This window comes from Okeania hirsuta (assembly GCF_003838195.1).
Lineage (GTDB): Bacteria > Cyanobacteriota > Cyanobacteriia > Cyanobacteriales > Microcoleaceae > Okeania > Okeania hirsuta.
This window is the reverse complement of the sequence record NZ_RCBY01000048.1, coordinates 1-26,701: the sequence shown is the minus strand read 5'-3', so window position 1 is coordinate 26,701 and position 26,701 is coordinate 1. Positions and strand designations below refer to the sequence as shown.

Annotated in this window: 19 protein-coding genes; 11 read left to right on the top strand and 8 right to left on the bottom strand. The window is 37.8% G+C overall.

Annotated elements, in window-relative coordinates; all coding sequences use genetic code 11:
• Nucleotides 1-195: 195 nt before the first annotated feature.
• Together D5R40_RS10765 and D5R40_RS42550 are read right to left on the bottom strand one after the other, a co-directional pair.
• The gene (locus D5R40_RS10765; protein WP_124143556.1) at nucleotides 196-501 is read right to left on the bottom strand and encodes a small RNA NsiR4-regulated ssr1528 family protein; all 306 of its coding nucleotides are present in this window, start codon (nucleotides 499-501) and stop codon (nucleotides 196-198) included.
• Nucleotides 502-592: 91 nt separating this feature from the next.
• The gene (locus D5R40_RS42550) at nucleotides 593-694 is read right to left on the bottom strand and encodes an element excision factor XisI family protein (RefSeq protein ID WP_124143573.1); all 102 of its coding nucleotides are present in this window, start codon (nucleotides 692-694) and stop codon (nucleotides 593-595) included.
• A 703-nt stretch (nucleotides 695-1,397) separates the two neighbouring features.
• Here D5R40_RS42550 and D5R40_RS42545 point away from each other — a divergent pair.
• From D5R40_RS42545 to D5R40_RS10730, 8 genes are all read left to right on the top strand, one after another.
• Nucleotides 1,398-1,595: a hypothetical protein gene (locus tag D5R40_RS42545; protein WP_124143557.1), complete on the top strand. Its 198-nt coding sequence runs from the start codon at nucleotides 1,398-1,400 to the stop codon at nucleotides 1,593-1,595.
• 19 nt (nucleotides 1,596-1,614) lie between these two features.
• On the top strand, nucleotides 1,615-1,827 hold the full coding sequence (locus D5R40_RS42540) for a transposase (protein WP_124154631.1): 213 nt from the start codon (nucleotides 1,615-1,617) through the stop codon (nucleotides 1,825-1,827).
• A gap of 79 nt (nucleotides 1,828-1,906) precedes the next feature.
• Nucleotides 1,907-2,047, top strand: coding sequence for a hypothetical protein (locus tag D5R40_RS42535; RefSeq protein ID WP_161564357.1), 141 nt, complete (start codon nucleotides 1,907-1,909; stop codon nucleotides 2,045-2,047).
• A gap of 1,911 nt (nucleotides 2,048-3,958) precedes the next feature.
• On the top strand, nucleotides 3,959-4,204 hold the full coding sequence (locus D5R40_RS10750; RefSeq protein ID WP_124143559.1) for an HNH endonuclease: 246 nt from the start codon (nucleotides 3,959-3,961) through the stop codon (nucleotides 4,202-4,204).
• 78 nt (nucleotides 4,205-4,282) lie between these two features.
• Nucleotides 4,283-4,510, top strand: a complete 228-nt coding sequence (locus tag D5R40_RS10745) for a hypothetical protein (RefSeq protein ID WP_240041576.1) — start codon at nucleotides 4,283-4,285, stop codon at nucleotides 4,508-4,510.
• 51 nt (nucleotides 4,511-4,561) lie between these two features.
• On the top strand, nucleotides 4,562-4,819 hold the full coding sequence (locus tag D5R40_RS10740; protein WP_124154630.1) for a cytotoxic translational repressor of toxin-antitoxin stability system: 258 nt from the start codon (nucleotides 4,562-4,564) through the stop codon (nucleotides 4,817-4,819).
• A gap of 53 nt (nucleotides 4,820-4,872) precedes the next feature.
• Nucleotides 4,873-6,459: a glucose-6-phosphate isomerase gene (locus D5R40_RS10735; protein ID WP_124143561.1), complete on the top strand. Its 1,587-nt coding sequence runs from the start codon at nucleotides 4,873-4,875 to the stop codon at nucleotides 6,457-6,459.
• Nucleotides 6,460-6,822: 363 nt separating this feature from the next.
• The gene (locus D5R40_RS10730; RefSeq protein WP_124143562.1) at nucleotides 6,823-7,497 is read left to right on the top strand and encodes a response regulator transcription factor; all 675 of its coding nucleotides are present in this window, start codon (nucleotides 6,823-6,825) and stop codon (nucleotides 7,495-7,497) included.
• Between the two features lie 302 nt (nucleotides 7,498-7,799).
• Here the strand turns inward: D5R40_RS10730 and D5R40_RS10725 are convergent, their stop codons facing one another.
• From D5R40_RS10725 to murC, 4 genes are all read right to left on the bottom strand, one after another.
• Nucleotides 7,800-8,276 (bottom strand): low molecular weight protein-tyrosine-phosphatase, encoded by a 477-nt coding sequence (locus D5R40_RS10725; RefSeq protein ID WP_124143563.1) that lies wholly within the window; start codon nucleotides 8,274-8,276, stop codon nucleotides 7,800-7,802.
• A 639-nt stretch (nucleotides 8,277-8,915) separates the two neighbouring features.
• Nucleotides 8,916-9,266, bottom strand: coding sequence for a YbaB/EbfC family nucleoid-associated protein (locus tag D5R40_RS10720; RefSeq protein ID WP_124143564.1), 351 nt, complete (start codon nucleotides 9,264-9,266; stop codon nucleotides 8,916-8,918).
• Nucleotides 9,267-9,843: 577 nt separating this feature from the next.
• A complete protein-coding gene (gene murB / locus D5R40_RS10715; protein ID WP_124154629.1) occupies nucleotides 9,844-10,815 on the bottom strand; it encodes a UDP-N-acetylmuramate dehydrogenase in 972 nt (323 codons plus the stop codon).
• A gap of 38 nt (nucleotides 10,816-10,853) precedes the next feature.
• Nucleotides 10,854-12,512, bottom strand: a complete 1,659-nt coding sequence (murC, locus tag D5R40_RS10710) for a UDP-N-acetylmuramate--L-alanine ligase (RefSeq protein WP_124143566.1) — start codon at nucleotides 12,510-12,512, stop codon at nucleotides 10,854-10,856.
• Nucleotides 12,513-13,664: 1,152 nt separating this feature from the next.
• Between murC and D5R40_RS10705 the strand changes: the two genes are divergently transcribed.
• Entirely contained in the window at nucleotides 13,665-14,684 is a 1,020-nt protein-coding gene (locus D5R40_RS10705; protein ID WP_124143567.1) for a type I glyceraldehyde-3-phosphate dehydrogenase, read from the top strand.
• Between the two features lie 58 nt (nucleotides 14,685-14,742).
• Here the strand turns inward: D5R40_RS10705 and thiL are convergent, their stop codons facing one another.
• A complete protein-coding gene (gene thiL, locus D5R40_RS10700; protein ID WP_124143568.1) occupies nucleotides 14,743-15,768 on the bottom strand; it encodes a thiamine-phosphate kinase in 1,026 nt (341 codons plus the stop codon).
• A gap of 911 nt (nucleotides 15,769-16,679) precedes the next feature.
• On the opposite strand from thiL, the gene D5R40_RS10695 reads away from it, so the two are divergent.
• Entirely contained in the window at nucleotides 16,680-18,377 is a 1,698-nt protein-coding gene (locus D5R40_RS10695) for a potassium channel family protein (RefSeq protein WP_124143569.1), read from the top strand.
• 392 nt (nucleotides 18,378-18,769) lie between these two features.
• On the opposite strand, the gene D5R40_RS10690 is transcribed toward D5R40_RS10695, so the two are convergent.
• Nucleotides 18,770-19,069 carry a sll1863 family stress response protein gene (locus D5R40_RS10690; protein ID WP_124143570.1) on the bottom strand — a complete coding sequence of 100 codons (300 nt, stop codon included), beginning with the start codon at nucleotides 19,067-19,069 and terminating at the stop codon, nucleotides 18,770-18,772.
• A gap of 1,190 nt (nucleotides 19,070-20,259) precedes the next feature.
• Between D5R40_RS10690 and D5R40_RS10685 the strand changes: the two genes are divergently transcribed.
• Nucleotides 20,260-26,355 (top strand): non-ribosomal peptide synthetase, encoded by a 6,096-nt coding sequence (locus D5R40_RS10685; RefSeq protein WP_124154628.1) that lies wholly within the window; start codon nucleotides 20,260-20,262, stop codon nucleotides 26,353-26,355.
• The last annotated feature ends 346 nt before the right edge of the window (nucleotides 26,356-26,701 follow it).

Genomic DNA, 26,701 nt, shown 5'->3' with positions numbered 1-26,701 from the left:
GAGTGCTATAGAAAAAATCCCCTGTTTACCTAGTTGAAAATATTCTGTAGGGGCTAACATTCAGGCAGTAACTAAAAGTATAAACTCTAGATTTTCTTTCCGAATGCTTCCCCCTCCTGTCAGGATTCAAAATTTAGAGATAACAATTATCAAACCCTGAAACAAAAACATTAAAATACTAACTACAAACTATTTTTATTTCCCACCATAATAAAAAGCAATTTCTTTCTCTTTAAGTGGAGCAAAATTTGCATCTTTCAACATTTGATTTAACTCTTCCTGGGAAATATGCTTCGCCCCAATACGCACAATACGAGACCGCATTGTATTACTAACCCCACTCCGTTGTCGTTGACCTTCTAATGCCATTACCTTGTGATAAAGGTCGAGCTTTTCTGTTGGGATAGCAGAACCATCTAAATCTATTCCTTTAGCGATCGCCTCATCCACAGCATCTGCTCCAGTAGTGGATGCAGTTGTGGAAGTTTTTTCTGAAGACATAGCAAAAAATTATTGGGTTTACATGATTATTTTATCTCGTGTAAGGCACACCTCAAAACTTTCTATAGGAGTAAATTTTTCCAATTAAAATTTAACTCATAGCAAACTCAGTAAACTTTCTCACATCTGGAGCTTTAAAAGCAAAAATAATATCACTTTTAATAAGATCTAATCTGATTAACTCATCAGTTATTCCTTCTCCAGTAAAATATTATTCTATGTAAATATTTTCATTTTTAAACTCAATATAAACATCAGTATATTTCATTTTTTGGCGTTGGTAATTTGAGGTATGATATCATGTCTGGATAAGAGCGCTATAGAACTCCGTGACCTTTACGCGACCAAAAAACTTTCTCCTTTTACTCGGGGTTTCTTCTTCTTTCTTCCCTCCTGACTCGCTCCGACTGACTTCCCCTCCTGGGAGAGGCACGCGGGTGGGTTGACTCCTAAAGAATTAAGATTAATATAATACACGCGCTTTACCAACGCCCATTTTTTTTCCTTACTAATCAAGTGTTAACCATAAATACAGCAATCCGGAATGATTTATGAGAATTTTATTACTTTAGTTTTCCCTATTCCTTATACTAAATACTAATTAAAAAAAAGAATGTTACGAATAATCAGGGCAATTAAAACACAAGTGCAGGAAATGCCTCTTTGACTAAAAAGATAACTTACCGAATAATTAAGGTTTAAAGTCTCTCCTTTAAAGGAGAAAAGCGGTCGTTTTGCTGGCGCACAACTCCGTTAACTGGACTTTCAAAAAAAAATGCAGTCTCTGAGGTGAAAATTATGATATATTATGGTTTTTACCTAAACTTGATAGCTGCTCAAACAAACAACCTTGTCTGCCTTACCGCCATGGTTTCAAAAGTGGTGTCAAAAATTTGATGATTTATTCAAAACCAAAGGTCAAAAAAAGGGATTTCGCCTTGGATTTGGCGGGATTATTAGGAGAAAGTCAACGCCAAAATATTGCTCAAATTACCGACAATATTATCGGCTCTTTATATAAAAATATACATCATTTTATTGCCTATGCCAAATGGGCTGAAAATTCGATAAATGTTAGGGAAGCTTTGCATTAGCAAAGGTCGTTGAGAAATTATGAATCAACATGATCAAACCCGAATTAGAAATGGATGTGCTCTGATTATTGATGATTCTGGCCATCAAAAAAGTGGTAATTTTACTGGTGGAGTCGGCCGACAATATCTTGGAGAAATTAGTACTGCAGACAATGGAGTAGTAATAGTTACAACTCACCTATATGATGGAGTGGGCAGTCTACCTTTGGATTTGGAGTTATACCAAAAGTGATCATCAAATTCCAGATGCAAAACAAGATCAAGAATTTGTGAAAAAACCCGATTGAGCAATCAAGTTAGTCAAAAAAACTTTGTCCAGAAAATATCGACCAGGTATAGTTTTAGTGAATGGAGGTGATGGAAATAATTCGTCTTTTCTACAGGAGTTAGAACAACTGGAACTTAAATATATGATAGTCCTGCATAGTAATGGTAGGATACATATTTTTTAATTTCTCCCACACTCCCCATCTCCCACACTCCTGATCTCCCCATCCCCCCATCCCCCCAAACTCCCGGTGCTTCCTTTACCATGACTATGCACCACCACCAAATATATAAGGGGGTTAGCGAAAAATCGTCAGGTAAGTGTTATCCATCAAAAAACTGGCAAAAAACAATCACAAAAAAGGTGAGATGAAATAGGCATATCTTTACCTGAAAATAATTTTGCTGGAAGGATCGATCACAACAAGATATACCCAAAACAGTTTGGGTAGCTACCATAGAAGTAGAAACCAAAGGTTTAACTGGTCCTAGAACTATTGCGATCGTCATCAATCATAGTTATATATCTCAAGGGACTGAAATTGATGATTTAATCACACATAAACAATATAAAAGTGTGACCGGAGAATGGATGGATACTTACAACCTTTTGTGAGAGAAACTATATTGAAAAGTTTGATCGGGAAGCTCAGGGATGGTTGGGTTGAAAAGAAGATCAACTCACAGCTCAAACCAGTATGATGCGTCATTTGATCTGAGTGTTTGTTGCCTATACTTTCATTGTTTACCAACAATTAATGGCAGGCTTGAGAAAGGGTGATTCTCGCCAAGCTGTGACAAATTTTACAGAGACATTAGAAGTATTTGTGAGTGGTGTTTCCTACAAATTTTTTTGCTGGTGACAACAGAATCAAGAAATATTTTGCTCAACATCAAGCTGACTTGGGGGTAATCTGGGGGTAGACTCAGGTATAACTCGCTCTAATTATAGAATAGAGCTAAATCTATTTTACTTTTTTACAAAAGTCCAGGTAACGCTGCGCGACATGTTTGCGGAGCATGACAAACGGAAAAAGCGGAGCTTCCCGAAGGGTGGGATGGCGATCTTCGGAGCGGGTCTGTAAGAACGGGTCTCCTCGCCATATCCAATCGACCAAGAGAAAAGAAAAAATTTTCCTTTTAGTCAATCCTCTTCTTTTCAAAGAGAGGTAATTGTTAATTATTAATTATTAATTATTAATTATTAATTGTTGAAGACCTAATAAATGATATTGAAACTATTCATTCTGTACGTTGCTAATCCGACAGCTTCCCTACCTGACTCCTAAGAAATAAACTAGCTATTTGTAGCTAAGATTTATAAAATTCGTATTATTATCTAAAAGTCTAGGATATTTCAAAATTCAAATAAAATTGTTATAGTGGTTGCAAATTTCATCTGATTTATGAACTAATTCAAGAAAGAATAAGGTTTTAGTTATCTAGAAAAATCTGCCAATAGCACAGTCAAGACATCCGGAGCTTCAATATTGTAGAAAATAAGAAGCGACTAGTGCAGGATGGCGGAAATAACTGACCAGTTAAAAAATCCTAAAAGCCTTACCAATCAATACTTTTGACTTTTGACTTTTGACTTTTGACTTCCGCGTAGCGGCACTAGAATAGTCAACCCATCTTTAATTCAAGCATTTAAAGCATTTTAACTGTATTCTTGTAAGTATCTTTTGCTAGCATTATTCAATCAATAAAACATTATGCTTAAAGATTTATTATAACTGAATATCCACAGTAAATTCAAGAAGTCAGGAACCAGAAGTGTGTTTGCGCAGCATTCAGACCGAAAGTCAGAAGTTAAAATTAGTGGGAGATTGTTACTTACCACTAATTTTCAACCGCTAAAATAAAATTTATAGCGGGGGTTGCGTTACCCTATTTATCCGTCTAGAAATAGAGATATTATTACCGAAATTATCACGGGGAAAAACTTCTGACTTGGTGACTTCCTATTTCTGACTTTCCGTTTGTCATGCTGCACAAACGAGGGCAGGGATAATGTTAGTATTTTAATAAACTATTAACTGGTGATATAATCATACTGAATTAACAAAAATTAGAGATTTAATCAGAAATAAATTATGAGCAAAACTCCCCGAATAAACATTCCTTTAGCAGTCAGAAAATATGTATTCGAGCGCGACCGCTACCATTGTAAAAGTTGTGGTAAAACTACTAGAGAAACACAACTTACTATAGACCATATTATCCCCCTAGCTAGTGGTGGTAGTAATGATATTAGTAACCTACAAACCCTCTGTAGTAAATGTAATCAAAAAAAGAAACATAACTTTGACCCACGATTCCAACGGAACTTCAGTAACTAAAGCCAAAAAAAATTATTCCATCCCCGAAAAATCTCAATTTTTGAGTAAAATTGAACCGGATTAAATCAGGATAAATATATGGTAAATTCAAAAAGAATTAACTTTCTCAAAAGTAAGTTGTACTCTCTAATAGGTATAATGTCTGATGTAGACCTAGAAAGAGGTTGGGAATATTTACAAACACTTTATTATGACAGCTTCATGCTACAAGCTATTCAACAATCTAAAACAACTCACAAACCAGGAGATATCTTAACCAAAGAAGAAGCCATACAAATATTGTATTTTGACCGAGAAGATAGTTAAACTAAAAATAACCAATAATAATAAATAAGATATAGAAAAAACAATATTATTGTGAACCTAGAAGTGCGTTATGCTCGGTCTTTTGTCGAAGACCTAAAAACTTTAGAAACTGCCACCTACCAAAAAATATATGATTTTGTTTTTATCAAATTCAGTCAAATAAATTACTTACAAGAACTACCAGAATTACGACAACTTGGAACCAGTGCTATTTTCTACAGATTTACTGTGGACAAATACCTGATTGGTATAGAAGTAACAGGTCAAATTCTTAAATTTATCCGTATTTTACCAAAGCCACAAATTTAATATTCTAAACTATAGATACCAGACTAAAAAAAACAAAAAATACAGTAATTTTTATGGACTCAAAAGCACTCTGGCAACGCTATATTAACTGGCTTTATTACCATGAAGGATTAAAATTTTATGTTGATATAAGTCGCATTAAATTTGACGATTCTTTTCTAGAAACAATCAAGCCAAAATTTGAAAAAGCTTTCCAAGATATAGAGCAATTAGAAAAAGGTGCGATCGCCAACCCAGACGAAAACCGGATGGTTGGCCACTACTGGCTGAGATCCCCAGAACTTGCGCCCACCCCCGAAATCAAACAAGAAATTGTCCAAACTATCGAACAGATAGAGACTTTTGCCAAGAAAGTCCATAGTGGAGAAATCAAACCTCCCAATGCCCCCAAATTTACAGATATTCTGTCCATTGGTATCGGTGGTTCAGCTCTCGGTCCTCAATTTGTGGCCGAAGCCCTTAGTCCAAATGACCCACCAATGCAAATACATTTCATCGACAATACCGATCCTGCAGGTATCGACCGCGTACTCTACAAACTCAAAGACCGCCTCAAAAGTACCCTAGTCATAGTCATCTCCAAGTCAGGGGGTACGCCAGAACCTCGCAACGGTATGATGGAAGTCAAAGCAGCTTATGATGCTCAAAATCTAGACTTTGCTCCCCACGCCGTCGCAACTACCACCCCCGATAGTAAACTAGGTAAAATTGCCAAATCTGAAGGATGGCTAAATATTACCCCCATGGCAGACTGGGTAGGGGGACGTACTTCTGAATTATCCTCCGTTGGTTTACTACCAGCAGCATTGCAAGGAATTGATATCCAGGCCATGCTAGACGGGGCAAAAGAAATGGACATAGCCACTCGCAAACATGATATTAAAGGCAACCCCTCCGCTTTATTAGCTTTGAGTTGGTATGCCGTAGGTAACGGACGAGGGGAAAAAGATATGGTAGTTCTCCCCTACAAAGACAGTCTGCTAATGTTCAGCCGTTATTTACAGCAGTTGGTCATGGAATCTTTAGGCAAAGAAAAAGACCTAGATGGTAATATAGTCAACCAAGGTATTGCAGTTTATGGTAATAAAGGTTCCACAGACCAACACGCTTATGTACAACAGTTGCGTGATGGTGTACCTAATTTCTTTCTTACCTTTATCGAAGTTCTAGAAGACCGTCAAGGTATTTCTCCCGAAGTAGAACCTGGAGTAACTTCTGGTGACTACTTATCTGGTTTTCTACAAGGTACTAGACAAGCACTTTATGAAAATCAGCGAGATTCTATTACAGTTACAATACCCAAAGTTAATCCTAAAAATGTAGGGGCCTTAATTGCTCTTTATGAGAGAGCTGTTAGTTTTTATGGCTCTCTAGTTAATATTAATGCCTATCACCAACCAGGAGTAGAAGCAGGTAAAAAAGCTGCGGCCACAGTGCTAGAGTTACAACAACAGGTAGTAAATGTCCTCAAGCAAGAGGTTTCTCCCCTATCTTTAGAAGAAATTGCCCAAAAAGTAGGTGCTGATGACAAAATAGAAATCATCTATAAGATTTTGCGCCATTTGGCAGCTAACCAACAGAATATTGTTTTTCATGGAAATCTTGGGCAACCAGTTAATTTAGCTGTAAGCTATCAGTAGTATTAAGTATTATAGGTATTAATTTGGCCTAGAGCATTCGGGTTGGTTATTGGACTCATCCAGATTGTGCAGCAACAGATATAGTTTTTACTCATGGACCAGAGAATATAGTAACTCAAGGACTATGGGACCCGGAAATAGCCTGTAAAGTAAGTTTGTGGGTGCTTTCTGACCTAAGATAATAAGTTGCGTTGGACAGCAACCCACATAATTATAATCTTGGGAAGTCTACGCGTACATCCAGGTTCAGCACCATGAGAATGTCACTAGGAGATAACTTCACAAGCATAAAAATTTAGTTACTAATAGTCTAGGTATTTCCCTACTCCCAATGTTAATTTACTTCCCTATTCCCATTAAACAATGCCCTTAACAATTCTCGTAGTTGATGATGATTTGGGAACTCGTTTATGTGTTGGTGATTACCTAGAGATTTCTGGTTACTCGGTAGTCAAAGCTGAAAATGGTCAACAAGCTTTGGATTTATTAGAGAAATCTCGGCCACACCTGATGATTACTGATATTGCTATGCCAGAAATAAATGGTTATGACCTGGTACGACAAGTTCGATCGCGTCCCATTTTTCGTTTATTGCCTGTGATTTTTTTAACTGCCCATACAAGTACAGAAGAACGAGTAAAAGGCTATAATTTGGGGTGTGATATTTACTTACCAAAACCTTTTGAATTACCAGAGTTAGGAGCAATAGTTCGGTCTTTGTTGGAGCGGTCTGCTCTTATTGCCCAAATTTCACCCATATTTAACCAATATTCTCAGACAGAAAAGCTATCTAAATCACATTATTCAGAAGCAGTATCTCAGTCAGTTATTGCCAATTCTAAGATTAGTTTGACTGAGCGAGAACAACAAGTTTTGAGTCTTTTAGTTAATGGTCTTTCTAATGTTCAGATTGGCGACCGCCTACATTTAAGCCATAGAACTATTGAAAAATATGTCAGCAGTTTATTTAGAAAAACCAATACTAATAATCGAGCTGAATTAGTTCGTTTTACTATGGAAAATTACTTGACTAATTAGGGTTTGCTGAAAAAGTATTTCAGTAGAAGTAGGAGACAGGAGACAGGAAAAATGGTAATTAAGAGGAGGTAGAAGTAAGAATTGTAAGAATGATTTTTATGCCCAACTATGCGCCTAAAATACCCTCCATGCATGAGTATGAAGAGCTGATTTCCAGGCATTTTTTTCAACCTAAAACAGCTAAAACCTTTATATATAAATGCTTTTAGATTTAATCAGCAGATCAATAATTAATTTTAAATTTAGTTAGTTTGAGTTGATTTTTTGCCAAAAATTTAGACTAATTCAGCATTCATAGACCGCTATTTTTTTTGATTAATAATATACTCTAAAAGTCCCTCACAAGCATCTAAAAGTATTTCAATCACATGGTCAAATCCATCCTGACCACCATAATAGGGATCGGGAACTTCCTGCACATCAAAATACCTACAAAAGCCACACATTAATTTGACTTTATCCTGATACTTACCAGCAGTATCTAAGCGCAGTACATCCCGATAATTATCCTTATCCATTGTTAAGATTAAGTCAAAATTATCAAAATCTTCTACTTGAAATTTACGAGCTGCACCTTTAAGGGTAATTCCTCGCATCTTAGCTGCATAAGTCATCCTAGAATCAGGTGGACTACCTATATGATAGCCTCCTGTACCAGCAGAATCACAAACTATACGACCGCTCAAATTAGCTTTTTCTATCAGATGATTCATAATATTTTCTGCTGATGGAGAACGGCAGATATTACCAAGACAAACAAATAATAATTTATATTCCATAAATTAATCAAAAATAGGTAATCTTGAAGAAGGAAAAAGGAAAAAGCAAGAAGGAAGAAGGAAGAGGATAAGAAAGTTTTTTATCGCTAATATCAAGCCTCATTAATTAATCATAAAAATTCATCTAAATGATTGAAATAATTACTTTAGCAGTAGTCTTCTGAAAGAAAAAATTTTGTTTCAAGCCTCCCTTTTTAAGAGTATAAAAAGCGGTCGTTAGCGCAGCTTCCCGAAGGGTGGCATGGGGAGGAGACCCGCTCTTGCAGAGCCGCTCCGCTAACGCCATATCCAATCGACCAAGAGAAAGAGAATATTCCTTATGTTTTAAATAAGGTTTTCCTACGGAATGCTGCGCAAACAGCTAGAGATACTGAAGTCCGAAGTTCCTCCGGAGGAGACTAACTGAAATGACAATTTTATAAATATGATTAAGACTAGGATACAGGTTAGTTATTAGTCTACGATACATTGGTTCTTAACTTAAACCTGCCCTAGCTATTAAGACTTAAATTATCAAAATAATTGGGTCGCGTAACCCCGCCTTTTAAGGCAAAATGTTTTTGTAGGCTTGCTCAAATACCCGTTACAAAAACAACTTCTGACTTCTGATTTCTGACTTCTGACTTCTGACTTCTGACTTTATGAAAGTCCAGGTATATTTAAACCACCTGTCAAATCTTCCATGCGCTCGCGCATAGTAGCAGTAGACTTACTATAAGCGTCTTGCATTGCTACTGTCACCAATTCAGAAATTACTTCTGCCCCTTCTCCTAGTGCATCAGGTGAAATTTCTACTCGCCGTGGTTCTTGGTTTCCACTCAAAAAAACCTTGACTAAACCACCACCTGCTACCCCTTCAACCTCTAATTTATCGAGATCTTCTTGAAGTTGTTTAGCTCCTTCTTGAACCTGTTGAGCTTTTTTAAAAGCCTCTGTTAGTTCTTTCATTTTACCTAACCCGAAGTTAAAGCCTTTTCCTGATTGTGACATAATTATTACTCTTCTATGGTAAGTCTTATTTGTTATTTGTTTGTTGCCATTAAATTATTAGGTCTCTAATAATTTATGCAGCACATATTTTAATTCTTCTAGATTCTCAATATATTTATACAGAATCTAGTTAGATTTTGTGCTTTAGTAGGAGCCGATCAAAATGCGCACCTACCTTATATATAATATCATGGCATCTTTACATAAAAATCATAACACTGCAATAGATTTTTAGTACCTAATTAAATTAATAATTTGACGAACCTGCCATTTCAAGCCCTAATTTATTCAAGATTTCCCAATACCATAATTGGTAATAATATTAGTTAAAAGCTGTTTATAGACCATAGACTTCCTAAAATATAGTAATTAATTCAGAAGGTGGGGAATCTGAAAATCATGCCAATTTTAGTGACTATTACTAATTGAAACCTGATAGTAATTTACTTGTAGTTAGAAATCTGAATAATTAACAGAAAAACTCAGTATCTAAAGTTGATTTATCCGTTTTGTGTACCTAATTTGCACTTAACTAGATTGTTTAACTAGCAAGAAGCACCCGTTTAGTATACTGACATTAGAAAGTTAGTGCTCCTGAAAAATCTCCGATCATTTTTACCTCTGGTTTTAATAAAAAAGACCATTGCTTTTCCACCTGTTCTTGAACATGATATATCAATTGGAAAATATCGTTAGCTGTAGCTCCCCCACAATTAAGAATAAAGTTTGCATGACGGTGAGCTACCTGGGCCATTCCTATTTGATAACCCTTAAGCCCAGTTTGTTCAATTAACCAACCAGCAGCTTGTGGCCTTGGATTGCGAAAAACACTACCACAACTAGGTAAATGATAAGGTTGGCTAGTCTTTCGCTTGTTAAAATTTTCAGAAGTTATAGCAGTCACCGAAGCAGGATTTTCCCCTGGTTGTAACTGAAAAGTAGCTTGAGCAACCAAAATAGACTTACCTTGTAGGCTAGAATGACGATAGCTGTATTCTAAATCTTGAGGAGACAGAATTTCTATCCGACCATCAGGCAACATAACATGGGCATTAACTAATATATCAGCTATACACTTACCTTGTGCCCCAGCATTCATTACCACAGCACCACCAACAGTACCAGGGATACCAACAACCCACTCCAAACCTTGCCAACCCATTCTAGCTGCCTTCCAAGCAATACGTGGTAATGATTCACCAGCACCTACGGTTAGAAGACCTGTTTCCTGTTCAAAGTTAATGTGACGGAGGTTGCGACTACTAATCACCAACCCCGATAAACCACGATCGCTCACTAACATATTGGAACCTGCTCCTAGCAAAGTAATTGGTAGTCCTTCAGAGTGAGCAAACTGAAAACTTGCTTGTAATTGATCTAATTTTTTTGGTGTGACATACCATTCAGCAGGTCCTCCAACTCGGTAAGAAGTCAGAGGAGCTAAAGGAACATTAGACCTAATTACACAATCTGTTCCCAGTAGTGGAATAGGTTTATATTGTGGCTTTTGAGCTGAACTAGCTATGTTATAAGGGAGAGTCATTGTCATAACTAATACTTGAATTATCGTAATTTTAAAGATATTGTTTAAGAGTTAGCTAACTCAACTGAATGTTCCTCTATATAAGCTGTTTCAATAGATACAACCTGATAGTGAGGTTTTTGATAATATGCCATAACCTCTGGAATAATTTTATTGAGGTTGCCAGCACCGAGAAATATTGCCAAATCTCCTGGTCTTAAGACTTCATTTAAAAATTTACTTACTAATTCTAAAGATGGTTGATAGTAAACCTGTTGATGATCTTCAGAAATTGCTTCAGCTACTTGTTGGCCACTAATTTTACCCAATGGTGATTCCCCTGCACTGTAGATATCAGTAACAATCACCATATCAGCATCATTAAATGACTTCGCAAACTCTGAAATAAAAGCTTGAGTACGACTATAACGATGAGGTTGGAATATAGCAACAACTCTTTGGATCGGCAATGAGTTATTTTGTTTTGTCAAAGATAAACTGGTTTTAGATATGTGAGATTTTGTAGTCACTTTTTGACTGTTTTTTCGTAAGCGAGCTGCGGCTAAAGTTGCACTAACTTCACTAGGATGGTGAGCATAGTCATCAATGAATACAATACCATTGCACTCTCCGCGATGTTCAAATCGACGATGAGCGCCTTCAAATTTAGCGATCGCCATAGCAATAGCAGGAAATTCTAAACCTAGTAACCTGCCTACTGCTACAGCAGCTAAAGCATTACTTAAGTTATGTTTACCCAATAACCCCAACTGTAACTCTCCCAGAATTTGGCCCCGCTCCCAAACACGAGCTAAGGTAACATGAGATTGATAATCTACACAATCGACTGTATAATCTGCATTACTATCTGAGTCAAGGCTATAGCTAATAGTTGGCTGGAGGAAGTTTTTCACTGTAGAACAGTCTATACAACCTACCAAAGTTTGACAATTTTCTTTAAATACTTTAAAAGTCTCAACCACCTGATCTAAACTTTCATAATGATCTGGATGGTCTAATTCGATATTTGTTACTACACCAATGTGTGCAGATAATTTAATCAGAGAGCCATCTGATTCATCTGCTTCTGCGACTAGATAAGGACTGTTACCTAAACGAGCATTACCTTCCCAAGCATCTACTTCTCCACCAATAACAATAGTGGGGTCTAAACCAGTTTCTAGAAGCATAAATCCGATGAGACTGCTAGTTGTAGTTTTGCCATGAGTTCCTGCTACAGCTATGCTTTGATATTCTTGAATTAGAGCTGCTAATAGATCCGAGCGATGTAAAATGGGACATCCTAATGCAATTGCGGCTTTATACTCAGAGTTAGTTTGATTAATTGCTGTTGAACAAATTACTTGTGGAAGTTGAGAAATTTCTTGGTTATCCTCCATCCTACTATTGTGTTTTTCCGTCATTAATCCTTCTGTACTTAGACAGAGGTCGATAGGGGATAAATTTAAGTTTGAGTCGTTTGACGGAGATACATTTTTCTCAAGAGAAATTTGTTGAAATAGTTCTAAATTTTTAGCATCTTGATCCCAAAATATATGGGTTCCTATTGCTTGCAAACGCTTTGTTATATGGCTTGATTTTAGATCCGATCCATAAGTTGGTAAATTGCGTTTGGCTAAAATGTAAGCCAAAGCTGACATTCCGATGCCTCCAATACCAATAAAATGAAACGGCCTACCACTGAAATCTACATATATAGACATTAATTACTCCTTATACACCACACTGTGCCCATAACACGCGATATCATACCAGGATTTTTTTTTTTTAGATAGAGTCTAGCAGTAATTTACCAAAAATACTGGTTAGTTTAGTTAATCAGCTCTATTACTTGCAATGAGTTTGTTTTCTATCAAATCTTTACCCACTGGCCAGTCTTTTTCCGGATATACCTCGAAAAATTAATCAAGGATAAATTATCAGGATTTTTTACAAAAGAATAAGTATTTATAGAACCTAACTAGACAAAATCAATTATGAATTATCATTCACAGTTTAGATTGCTATTCAAGCATTAGTTGTTAGTCAGTAACTTGTTGTCCAATAACTAATGGGTTGCTAATTCTGACTTACTTAAATTGAGCAAACAAAATTTGTTATGAATAACTTACTATAAAACTATTTAACAAAAGTTTTTTATTCGCTTCTATATCTTCTTACTACTTAAACTGTCCCAGGATTGATTAGTGGAGCAGAAAAATTTTTCTACTTCAATGTAGACTTTTGACTTTTATAATTTTGACTTTTGACAAAAAATCCTCACAAGTTCTATACCCCATCCACATAGGTTCCTTTATACAACAAGCTGTGAACAAAAACTTAAATTTAATGCCATAGCTAACTCGATTAATGGCAGGGATCGTAATTAACCTACAAAAAAATTACCAAATTACCATTTTGCTGTATGATAATGGTCAAGATTAATTTTCTTTTAAGCTCTCCTTATCTAAAATTCATATCACTTCTGAAAAAGTTAGGGATCTGAGATGAAGGTAAGGTAGAGTTTAAGCCTGAAATCAATATCTGGAACTACCAAAAAGCACCCAGTGGGGCAGCACGGGGCTTGGCTCAATTAAATAGAAGTCAGCAGTCAGCAGTCAGCAGTCAGCAGTCAGCATTAGGAGTTTTTTTTATGCCCTAGTCGAGGATTTCAACCCCGACTCAACCATCCGGCGCATTATTTGCCGGAGTATAAACCCAAGGTCAAAAAGCTGATAGCTGTTTGCGGAGCATTCCGGTACGGAAAATGCTGAAGCGCTGATAGCTAGTTAACACTGAAACTGGATTAATTCAGTATTTAAAACTGTCAAAAACTTTAATTATACATGATTATTGCTGTTGTTAGGAGGTAAAAAGTGATTAGAGTTGCTATAAATGGTTTTGGACGGATTGGACGAAATTTTTTACGTTGCTGGCTCACTCGTACAGATAGCCAACTTGATGTTATTGCTATCAATGATACTTCCGACCCCAAAACCAATGCTCATCTACTAAAGTACGATTCAATGTTGGGCACATTAAAGGGTGTGGATATTAGTACGGATGAAAATTCCATCACAGTTAATGGTAAAACAATTAAGTGTGTATCTGACCGTAATCCTTTAAATTTACCATGGGCAGACTGGAATATCGATCTAATTATAGAGGCTACAGGTGTATTTGTGACTGAGGAAGGAGCCTCAAAGCATTTACAAGCTGGAGCAAAAAAGGTTTTAATTACTGCTCCTGGTAAGGGTGGAAAAGTTGGTACTTTCGTGGTAGGTGTTAACCATCAAGATTATGAGCATGATGATTATGATATTGTCAGCAATGCTAGTTGTACAACCAACTGTCTAGCTCCAGTGGTCAAAGTGATAAATGACAATTTTGGCATTATTAAAGGTACAATGACCACAACTCATAGTTACACTGGCGACCAACGTATTTTGGATGCTAGTCACAGAGATGTACGGCGGGCTAGAGCAGCGGCTGTAAATATTGTGCCAACTTCTACAGGTGCAGCTAAAGCAGTGGCTCTGGTAATTCCAGAAATGAAAGGTAAGTTAAATGGTATTGCTATGCGGGTACCTACTCCTAACGTTTCTGTAGTAGACCTTGTAGCTCAAGTTGAGAAAAATACTTTTACTGAACAAGTTAACGAAGTTATACAAGAAGCTGCTAATGGACCAATGAAGGGTATCATTGAATACTGCGATTTGCCTTTGGTTTCTTGTGATTTTCGTGGTCATGATTCATCTTCTATTGTAGATGCTAGTCTGACAATGGTTATGGATGGCGATATGGTGAAAGTTATTGCTTGGTATGATAATGAATGGGGTTATAGTCAGCGTGTTGTAGACTTGGCTGAAGTTGTCGCACAGAAGTGGCCTGCTTAGTGTGTCTGAGTTTTCACTCTCTGGCAATTGAATTAAAAACCCAAGATAAATAATTTTTTCAAAAATGTTGAAATGCTTGGCTAAGTGTAAGTTGCTCGTTTGGGTAAATTCCTTGGCTATCTATTAATAAGATGTCGGTGTCGTCTGTGGTTGTACCTACTATGGCTGCACCGACTCCAATTTTTTTGACTAATTCTTGGCCACAAATTGGAGGTAAGCATAATACTAGCTCGAAATCTTCTCCTCCATAGAGTGCCCACTTTAATGCTTGTTCGGGTGAGACAAGTTTAGTTAAAGAAGAAGGAATGGGAATTTGATTGCGATCGATCTTAGCTCCGACCTGAGATGCTTGACACATCTGAACGATCGCATCTGCTAGCCCATCACTACTGTCCATTCCTCCTACTAAGACCGAGTTTTGGTTCTTCTCTACACTATTAGAACTATTTAAAGATAAGCAATTCCATAAATTTGTTAAAAGATCGAGCCTTGGTCGAGGACGTTGATGATCTAAAATTAGGGAAGAACGTTCTGCTTCTGTGAGAAATTCACCTAGTTCTGGATGCAGTAATAATTCTAACCCTGCTTTTGATGCTCCATGTACTCCAGTAACAACGATCGCATTTTGGGGTTGGCAATTTGAACGAAGAATAGTCTGTGAAGGTTCAATTTGTCCGAAAGCAGTAATTGAGATAGTACGGATAGGCGATCGCACAATATCTCCACCGACTATAGGAGTATTATATGGTTGTAGACATTCAGAAATTCCTTGGTAAAGTTTTTCAACCCAAGTAACGGGAGTATCGCCAGTGAGACCGAGTGCGATCGTAATACCAATAGGGAATGCACCCATTGCTGCGAGGTCGGATAAGTTGGCAGCAGCGCTACGCCAACCGACATCTTCAGGGGAAGTGGTGCGATCGCTAAAATGTACTCCATCAACGAGTGTATCTGTTGTAACTACTAATGATTTGTGGGGTTGAATTGGCACAATAGCAGCATCATCCCCAACAACTTCTGTGGGGCAAAAACGGTGTAATACCTTTAAAAGTCCTTGTTCACTAATATCTTTAACTGTGGTCATGACAATCTATACTATACTGCAGTTATATTTAGAATTCAAACCTACATATCTAATTACTTTTGAAAGTCTAAAATTTCTCAATTATTTGTTTTTATATCATGCTTGGATAATTACTGATCGAAAAATACTTTGTTTTTAGCTATAGGAGAATATGTATTCAGTAATTATCTGCAAACTTACTCTTTAAATCATCAGTATCATCAGTATCTGTAGTTAATTTACAAGTTTTACCTAAATCAAGGTTGTCAAGAATAAAGAGAGGATCTAAGTCTATTTCTCCAGAATTGAGAAATAGTAAAATAAAGTGTATTAAATCTATAGTTATTTATCTAAATTTCTAGAAACTAAAAGTTAGATTAAACAATAAGTTTTGCTCCCTCTATCTGAAAATAGATTTCAGATAGCAATTTTGAATTATTAGCTTCTATTGCCTTTTCCCAGAATATTTTGTAAGTAACATAAAAAGGCTTTATATCAGCTACTTATATACTTTCAATCATGTGCATAATTTTGATAGTAATTATACACTATATTCTTCAAAAAATATAATCATTCAAAAGTTTTTTTTCTCGATGAAAAATCAATATTACTTTGACATATTTGTGCTTTTTTTGTTAGAATATGAATTATTAAGGAGATTGATTAGTTTGAAAAATAGCTGAATTTAAACTGATTTTTGTAACTCACTAAAAAGAATGATTGATAAAAATTAAAAAACAACATTAATTTTTGTGTCAAAAAATCAAGATAAATCAATAAAAAGAATGACTATTGACAAAAAACAAAGATAAATATTAGCAAAAAAACAGTGTTGTAAGTTACATTTTTTTTAGTATAAATAATAAATGATAGTTTATAGTACAAACTAAAAGATGACTTCTTAATATTACTTTAATAAGTTTCCCGATCTAATGAAACCTAGAATAATAGTCTGTGGCTTGGGTCGTACCGGCTACAAAGTATTCCGTTTATTAAGACAGCAGGGTGCAACAGTTGTAGGTATAAGCGATCGCCCACTCCGTGGAGAGGGTACAGAGATTATTGTCGGCAACTTTCGTTCAGCATCTACCTTATTAGCAGCAGGCATTCAAAGCGCTCATACTCTGGTTTTAGCAGGGAAAGATGAGTCTGTTAATTTGGCCGTCTTAATGTTAGCAAGAATTCTCAATCCGAAAATTCGGATTATCAATCGCCTATTTAATACAAGTTTGGGCGATCGCTTAGACCACACTCTAACCGATCATACAACAATGAGTGTGTCAGCTTTAGCAGCTCCAGTGTTTGCTTTTGCAGCTTTAGGAAATCATGCTATTGGCCAGTTACACATATACAATCAGACCTGGCCAATGCGAGAAGAATTAATCGGTCATAATCATCCTTGGAAAGGTCGTAAACTGAGTTCTTTGTGGGACGACCGCTCTCTAATGTTGATCTACTATATACCAGTGGCAGATCCAATAGATTTAGTCTCTGCTGTAGTAGAAGAGCGGGAGTTACAGGTAGGAGATCGTCTGATTCTTTCTAGCAAACCAAAGCTGCGAACTCGCAGACAAAATTTAGTTTATTACTTATTCAAAATATTTGGCAGACTCAGGCAATTTCAGCGACACAGTAAATCAGCAGTAATTCTCAACTTGGCTCTTTTAGTAACTGTGTTATTCTGCACTATTACTTATATTAGTATAAATCTGAATAACAGCTTTGTTGATTCTCTCTATTTTACAGTTGGGATGATTACGGGAGCAGGGGGAAATGAAAAAATAGCCGAACAAGCACCAGGCAGTATCAAAATATTTACTTCGATAATGATGCTTGTGGGAACGGCGATCGTTGGTATTTGTTATGCGCTCCTGAATGATTTTGTATTAGGTACTCGCTTCCAAGAGTATTGGGATGCTGCCCGCATACCACTAAAACAACATTACATTATTTGTGGGTTTGGTGGCATTGGTTTACATATTGCCGAGCAACTGATTGGTAGTGGGTATGAAGTAGTAGTGGTAGAGCGTAACCCTAGCTGTAGATTTCTCAGTACTGCCAGGTCTATGAAAATTCCTGTAATTGAGGGAGATGCAAGTTTATCTACGACTCTAGAAGTTGCCAATATTGAAAAAGCTGAAGCACTTTTAGCTGTAACTGGTAATGATATTGTTAATTTAGAAATTGCTCTGAGTGCCAAGGGACTTGTTCCTAAAATCACAGTTGTGGTGAGAAGTCAAGACCCGCACTTAGCTCTAATGGTGCAACAGGTTTTTGAGTTTGAGTCTGTACTTAGTCCCACAGAATTAGCTTCCCCTGCTTTTGCAGCAGCAGCTATCGGCGGTAGAATTCTTGGTAATGGGATTACAACAGATAGTTTGTGGGTAGCGTTAGCCACTTTAATTACACCGGGACATCCTTTTTGTGGAAAAATTGTTCAACAAGCAGCTAGCAGTGCTGATTTTGTACCTTTGTATATAGAAAGCAACGGTAAAGAAATTCATGGTTGGGAATTGCTAAATGCGACTCTGAATTCTGGTGATGTTTTGTACTTAACGATGCCAGCTAATAGATTAGACCAACTCTGGAGAGATGCACCTATACAACTAATAAGTAATGCTGTTAAATAGTTTAATTCTCCACCGAATAGATTGGGAGGTTTGCAAATATGTCATTTTTATTCTCCTGGGTTTTAACTCAGGAGTTTTCAACTTTTCGTAATTAATTAAGTGGGTAGGAAAAATTATAGCGCTGTGCGCAGGCAACAGCTCCGGAAAGCAACAGCTCCGGAAGGGGGAATAAATTGCCGATAATATAAGACTTTTAGCTATTTAACCCCTCCTGCAATTTGTAAATATACCAGCGCTCATTGCTATATCTAACTATTAACTGAAAAGCATTTTATATTTGGCGAAATTTAGGTTTCATAGCTTGATTCATCAACGCCACATTAAAAATCCCCGTGACTTTAGTCCTGGGGATAGTCAAAAATACTCTGTAATTAGTTGTAGCTAAATATCAGTTATTTAAACTTAGAAACTGCACTATCAAAGGCGTTGTGCAAATCATTCCAAGCCTTTTCAAAACCAACTTTTACATCTCCCCATGCTTGTTCGCTTGAGTTTTGTAGTTCCTGAAATTTGGTTTTGACTGCATCACGCTTAGTAGACAATTCTTCTATTTTTTTGTGATAATTAATTGCAGCATCAGCTTTAGCTTGTTTTGCTTTGGCTTTCATTTCATCAATTTGAGCATTAAGTTTATCAATTTGAGCTTTGATTTTAGCTTCGTAGGCTTGTTTTGTTTCTGGTTTATTTGCCATAATTATGACTCGATATGGTTTAACTAACTATTAGCATTTTCCGTACCGGAATGCTCCGCAAACAGCATTCCGGACTGAAACACTTTTTGATTAAAAACTATTTTTTCTAAAAAAAATAGACTAATACTTTGACTTCTCAAACAGATTTAAAAGTTGGCTAATTGCCAGAACAACTAACTCTGATTAGTTAATTGGGCTACTAAGAATCTGAAAGAATATATATTGTCTATTTTATTTATGTATGATTGTAATAATTGCTCTGGTTGTTGTCAACAATACATCACAATATATAACGATATGTCAAGATTTATTTTATTCAACCTCTAAATAAATTAAATTGCCCGATCTGAATATAGATTTAGTTATATCCCTAGAGGTAATGTGCTTTTCATGTTAACATAAAAAGCTAGGCTATTTTTAAATGTTTCCATAGTGATATTGGGCTAGAGTTTAACGAAGTTAGAAGTCAGAAGTCAGAAGTTATTTTTGTAACGGGGATTTGAGCTTCGCTCCAAAAATATTTCGCCAGTCAAGGCGGGGTTTTAAACCCATATTATTTTGATAAGTATATTTAGATAACATAAATCAGTCCTCTTGGGGTTCTGTAGAAAATATCCTAGAAAAAACAATATGGGTAAGATTTTGAAACTGTTTATCTGTTTTAATTGTGTTGATAAATGATTCATAATTGCGGTAAAACGGTTGACCAAGCGCTGAAAAATGAAGCTTAAAACCCACATTCCGCACTTCAATTTTTAACATAAAAATTAGTATAAAATCCGTAGCTTGCTTAGGTATTTATATTATCATTTTCTTTGTGGGTTTAATACCCCACCGTCTACACGGTGTTCAAAATTACTTGGGGTGAGAATCCCCATGTAATTTTCCTCCTGTCTCCTGTCTCCTGTCTCCTGTCTCCTTCTTCAAATAAATTATCTTCATTTACCTTGATCGGGAGTCAAATTATCAGTTAAATATTAAGCATAAATACTTGCTGAATCCTTGACCCCTATTGACCACTATAATTTTCTTCTTACTTCTTATTTCTTATTTCTTATTTCTTACTTTTGACTTATTTTTTATCCTTTAAAGGAGAGGCATTAAATCTTAATTAATTATTCGGTAAAAAACTCAAAGTCCATTATAATCTCAAAAGAATATTGCTATTTTAACAATAAAAACGAGGGGATGTGGCATTGATTCAAGATCAAGAAAATTATAAGTTTTTAAGAGAGTGGAACAAGACTGCCGTAAATTACCCTCCGGATATTTGTCTGCATCAGTTGTTTGAAGCGCAAGTAGAACGAACTCCCAATTCTGTAGCTGTTGTGTTTGAGGGGAACCAACTAACTTATGAAAGTTTAAATCAAAAAGCCAATCAACTAGCTCATTACTTGCAGCATCTGGGGATAGGTCCAAACGTATTAGTAGGAATTTGCCTTGAGCGATCGCTAGAGATGGTGATCAGTCTCTTGGGTATTCTCAAAGCAGGTGGTGCTTATGTTCCTATAGACCCAACTTATCCGATTGAGCGCATTGCCTATATGCTGGAAAATTCTCAAGCTTCAGTGCTATTAACTCAAAAAAACTTGTTAGCTGGATTACCGAAAATAAGAGCGCAAATCATTTGTTTAGATGGTGAGTGGGATGTAGTTAATCAAGAAAATCAATTCAATCTAAACTGTACTGCTTCTGAAGAAAACTTGGCTTATGTAATCTATACTTCTGGTTCTACAGGTCAGCCGAAAGGTGTAGCGATGAAGCATATTGCCTTGAGTAATCTGATTTTCTGGCAACTAGAAAACACAAGAGTTTCACCAAAAGCAAAAACTCTGCAATTTGCACCAATTAGCTTTGATGTCTCCTTTCAAGAAATATTTTCAACTTGGTGTGGGGGTGGAACTTTAGTCTTAATCTCAGAACAAGTGCGACGAGACCCTGTTGCTTTACTACATCTATTAAGAGAAAAACAAATAGAAAGACTGTTTCTTCCTTTCGTTGCTTTACAGCAGTTAGCACAGACCGCTCAAACTTTAGGATTGATTCCCACCAGTTTGCGGGAAGTAATAACAGCAGGGGAACAGTTGCAAATAACTCCGGCGATCGCCAGCTTTTTCGACCAGCTAAAAGATTGTTCCCTTCATAATCATTATGGACCATCAGAAACTCATGTAGTGACATCATTCACCTTAACCGGTTCTACTGAGAATTGGTCAGCACTACCACCTATTGGTCGTCCCATTGCTAACACTCAGATTTACCTATTAGATGAATTCGCAAAACCTGTACCTGTGGGGATTCCCGGCGAGTTGTACATCGGGGGAGTTTGCCTAGCTATAGGCTATCTCAACCGTCCCGAATTGAGTGCAGAACGATTTATTGCCAATCCCTTTAGTCAAGAAGAGGGGTCTCGTCTTTACAAAACTGGAGATTTAGCTCGTTATTTACCTGATGGAAATATCGAATATCTCGGTCGCATTGATAATCAGGTCAAGGTGCGGGGTTTCCGGATCGAACTCGTAGAAATTGAAGCAATACTCGCCCAACACCCCAACCTGCGGCAGACTGCGGTGATTGTCCGAGAAGACCAACCAGGGGATAAACGCTTAGTCGCCTACGTTTGTCCAAATCAGGGGCAAATCCCGACTTCGGGTCAACTGCGCCACTTTCTATCAGAAAAGTTACCAGACTACATGATGCCTGGAACGTTTATAATGCTGGAAGCTTTACCCTTAACACCCAGTGGCAAAGTCGATCGCAAGGATCTACCCATTCCCGATGCTTCAAATTTGCTTCGTGAAACCAGTTTTGTTGCCCCCCGGGATGCAATGGAACAGCAACTAGCGCAAATCTGGTCAGAGATTCTGGGTGTTTCTCCCATCGGAGTCCACGACAACTTTATTGAATTAGGCGGACATTCCTTGTTAGCCACCAAAATTATCGGGCTAGTGCGGGTACGCCTGCAAGTAGAATTACCTCTAAATCTCCTATTCGAGTGTCCCACAGTTGCTGAGTTAGCCCAGGAGGTTATTCCCCTTGAGGGATTAGATGTTGGAGCATCCCTACAACCAATTCCACGAGAACCAATGATGCCAATATCATTTAGTCAAGAACAAATGTGGTTTCTCAATCAGTTAACACCAGAAGAACCAGTCTGCAATGAAAGCTTGACCATTCATCTAGGTGGAGAGATCGATATTCCTGCCTTGGAAAAAGGTCTCACAGAAATCATCCGTCGCCACGAAATTCTCCGAACTACCTATCCACTGGTTAACGGTCAACCCTGCCAGGAAATTCAGCCACCATCTACATTTACTTTACCAATAGTCGATTTGCGGCAATGGTCAGAAACCGCAAGAGAAACAGAAGCACTGCGTATTGCCACTGAACAACTTCGTCAGAGATTTGACTTCAATCAAGGACCCCTACTGCGAGCTACTCTAATTCAGCTTACTTCAGACAGCTATCGACTCTACTTCGCTATTCACCATATTCTGGTAGATGCCGAATCGTTGAGCCAAATAGTACAAGAATTAGAAATTATTTATACGGCATTTTGTCAAGGTTTACCATCACCTCTGCCAGAATTAACTATACAATATGCCGATTTTACGGTTTGGCAACGCCAGCGCCTAAAAGGAGAAATACTTTCTCATCAGCTTACCTACTGGCAAAGACAACTCGAAAACTTACCCCAATTAAAACTTCCCACTGACCGTCCTCGCACTGCACAAACGACTTTTGCTGGTTCATTTGTTCGTCACCGACTCTCATTTGACTTAATCGAAAAGCTCAAAACTCTTAGCAACAAAGAAAGTGTTACCTTATTTGTGACCTTCGCGACAGCAATCAAAGTTTTGCTTTATCGCTATTCAAATCAGGAAGATATTGTTCTAGGTACTGTCATCTCCCAACGCACCAGACCAGAGTTAGAAGGAATGATGGGAAACTTTATCAATACTTTAGTTTTGCGTAGTGACCTGGGCGGCAACCCTAGTTTCTGCGAACTGTTAAAGCGAGTCCGGAATGTTTGTTTATCAGCTTATTCCCATCAAGATGTGCCGTTCCAGAAGGTGGTAGAAGCCTTTCGCCCCAATCAACAAGTTAACCAAAATCCCATGTTTCAGGTGGCTTTGACGATCAATCCACCTCTAGTAGGGGACGCACAGACGCGGGGACGCGGGGACGCGGGGACGCCTATAAGAGAAATTCCACCCAAAATTTCGCTCACTCAAAAAGCTGATACTCAGTCTTGGTCTCCCACCGAAGACAAGTTAGGATGGAAGGCGTTTCACTACAAGGTAGATCCTGGGATTTCTAAGTTTAACCTCACTTTCTCTCTCTTAGAAGAAGGAGCGGAGGGAATGGTTATTGTGAGTGAATACAACAGTGATTTGTTTGATGCCACTACAATTAAGGGGATGAGTGGGCATTTGAGTACTTTGCTAGAGGGAATCGTTACCAATCCCCACATAAGCATTTCTGAATTACCTCTGTTAACGGACAAAGAGCGTCATCAACTATTAGTGGAGTGGAATAATACTCAAGCTGAATATCCAAAAGATAAATGTATTCATCAGTTGTTTGAAGAACAAGTAGAAAGAACACCGGATGCAGTGGCGGTAGTATTTGAAGACCGACAATTAACTTATCACCAGTTAAATTGTCAAGCTAATCAACTAGCGCATTATTTGCAAACTCTGGGGGTTGCACCAGAGGTATTAGTGGGTATCTGTGTCGAACGTTCTCTGGAGATGATAGTGGGATTGTTGGGGATTCTTAAAGCTGGTGGAGCTTATTTGCCATTAGATCCCAGTTACCCAGCAGAACGTTTGAGTTATATCTTGGAAGATGCAGCAGTACCAATATTAGTAGCAACTAAATCAGTTTTATCAAATTTGCCACAACATCAAGCCAAAGTGGTTTGTTTGGATAGAGATTTAGAAACACTCCCCTCATCTCAAGAAAGTACAGATAATCCTGCTATGGCAGTAACTCCTGACAATTTGGCTTATGTAATTTATACTTCAGGTTCAACAGGACAACCAAAGGGAGTCTTAATTTCCCATCAAAATGTCACCCGTTTATTTCGCACAACTGAATCAATTTACAATTTTAACACTAACGACTGCTCGACATTATTCCATTCCTACGCCTTCGATTTATCTGTGTGGGAACTGTGGAGCGCTCTGCTGTATGGTGGTCGCCTTGTAATTGTGCCGTACTGGGTTAGTCGTTCTCCAAAAGAATTCTACGATCTGTTAGTCCAACATCAGGTGACTGTCCTGAATCAAACTCCATCTGCATTCACTCAACTAATTGAAGTCGATCAAGACTATAGTGTTGATGCTCTCAAACTACGATATGTCATCTTCGGGGGGGAAGTTCTACAGATAAAAACTCTTGTCCCCTGGTTTGAGCGGCATGGCGATCGATTCCCTCAGTTAATCAATATGTATGGTATCACGGAGACAACAGTCCATGTAACATACAAAATCTTAAGCACAGACAACATAGAACAGGTCAGTAGTCCAATTGGAAAAGCTTTAGGCGATCTGAAAATTTATATCCTTGATCGTGATTTACAACCAGTACCCATAGGAGTAACAGGAGAACTACATATTGGTGGTGCAGGTTTAGCACGAGGATATCTAAACAGACCAGAATTAACAGCAGAAAGATTCATACCTAACCCTTTCGATCTTCACAACTCTAAACTATATAAGACAGGAGACTTAGGTAGATATTTACCCGATGGCAATATAGAATTTATCGGTCGCATCGACAACCAGGTAAAAGTGCGAGGATACCGTATTGAAACAGGAGAAATAGAATCGACTCTCACTCAACATCCCAGTGTTAAACAAGCAGTAGTATTAGCAACAGAAGATAACTCTGGTAATAAAAGTCTAGTCGCTTATCTAGTGCTAGAAAGTGAAACTCCAGAAGGATCGCAGACAGAAGCAATAGGAAAATTGAAACAGTATCTGAAACAGCGGTTGCCGCAGTATATGATACCAAGCGGGTTTGTAGTGTTGCCGCAACTGCCACTGACTCCTAACGGTAAGGTAGATCGTAAGGCATTACCTATACCGGATAATATCAGTAGTGTATCAACGGAGTATGTTGCTCCTGAAACAGAGACACAGAAAGCATTAGCAGAGATTTGGCAAGAAGTGTTGGGAATAGAACAGGTGGGAATGCATGATAACTTCTTTGACCTCGGTGGTCATTCTCTGTTAGCAGTGCGTCTCATGGCTGAGATTGAGAAAGAATTTGGCCAAAATATATCTTTAGCAGCCCTTTTCCAAGGTCCTACCCTAGAAAAATTAGCCATTCTACTGCGCCAAAGCGGGGACGCGGGGACGCCTATAAGAGAAATTCAACCCAAAATTTCGCTCACTCAAAAAACTGATACTCACTCTTGGTCTCCCTTAGTTGCTATTCAACCCCAAGGAAACCACCCACCGTTCTTCTGTATGCCTGGTTCCGGTGGCAATGTGGTCTACTTCCACCAACTTGCCCGTCATCTGGGAAACGAGCAACCCTTTTACGCTTTGCAACCTCCATCCTTAGATGGGGTATCAGAACCCTTTAGTAGTCTTGAAGAGGTAGCTGCCTACTACCTCCAAGCCATCCAAACCCTTCAACCCTCTAGTCCGTACTTCCTCGGCGGTCATTCCTTTGGGGGTCTAGTTACTTTTGAAATGGCACAACAGCTACAACAGAAGGGAGAAACAGTCGCCCTACTCGCCCTATTTGACTTTCCCGCCCCACTTCAAGGTACCACCCCAAAACAGCTAGATTGGGATGATACCCGATGGTTGTCCAATATTGCCCATATGCTAGAAATTTTATCTGGGAAAAATTTCGACATTTCTTATGAAACCCTCAAACCTTTAACTCCTGAAGCACAATTAAACTATCTCAAACGGCAGATGGAAATCGTCAGTTTATTGCCACCTAACTCAGGAATTGAACGAGTGCGTGGGATTGTCCAAACTATTAAAGCTGAGGAATTGGCTTTTATGAGTTATCTCCCACAAAGAAGCTATCAAGGTGCGATTACCCTGTTCCGTACAAGTAAAGTTGATCGGGATGAATTGGGAATGCTTGGTGACATTCCCACAGATACAACTTGGGGATGGAACCAGTTTTCTAGTCAACCTGTAGAGGTTCATGTGGTTCCTGGAAATCATATTACCATGTTGAGTGAACCTCACGTAATGGTATTAGCTGAAAAACTTAAATTTTGTCTAGCTAAAGCATGGAAAACTGAATTATAAGGGATTTATCAAAGCAAGATTTATTGATTACCGTTGCTGATTATGGGTATGATTATGCCGTTCTGAGAAACCTATGATTATCTATAGATAGCCATTTGGTATCTTTGCAAAGTGGCAACAGTTGTCATTGCGACCGAAGGGAAGCAATCTCATGGTCAAACGAGATTGTTTCCTTCCACTCCGTTCCAGTCGCAATGACGAATGCAGTGACTAATTACCCGGATTTTATATAGCGCTGTGCGCAGGCAACAGGCAACAGGAGGAATAAAAGACCGATAGTATAATATCATGTCCGGTAGCATCGGTCTTGTATAGCAAAGGTAAGGAAGAAGGAAGAAGGAAGAAG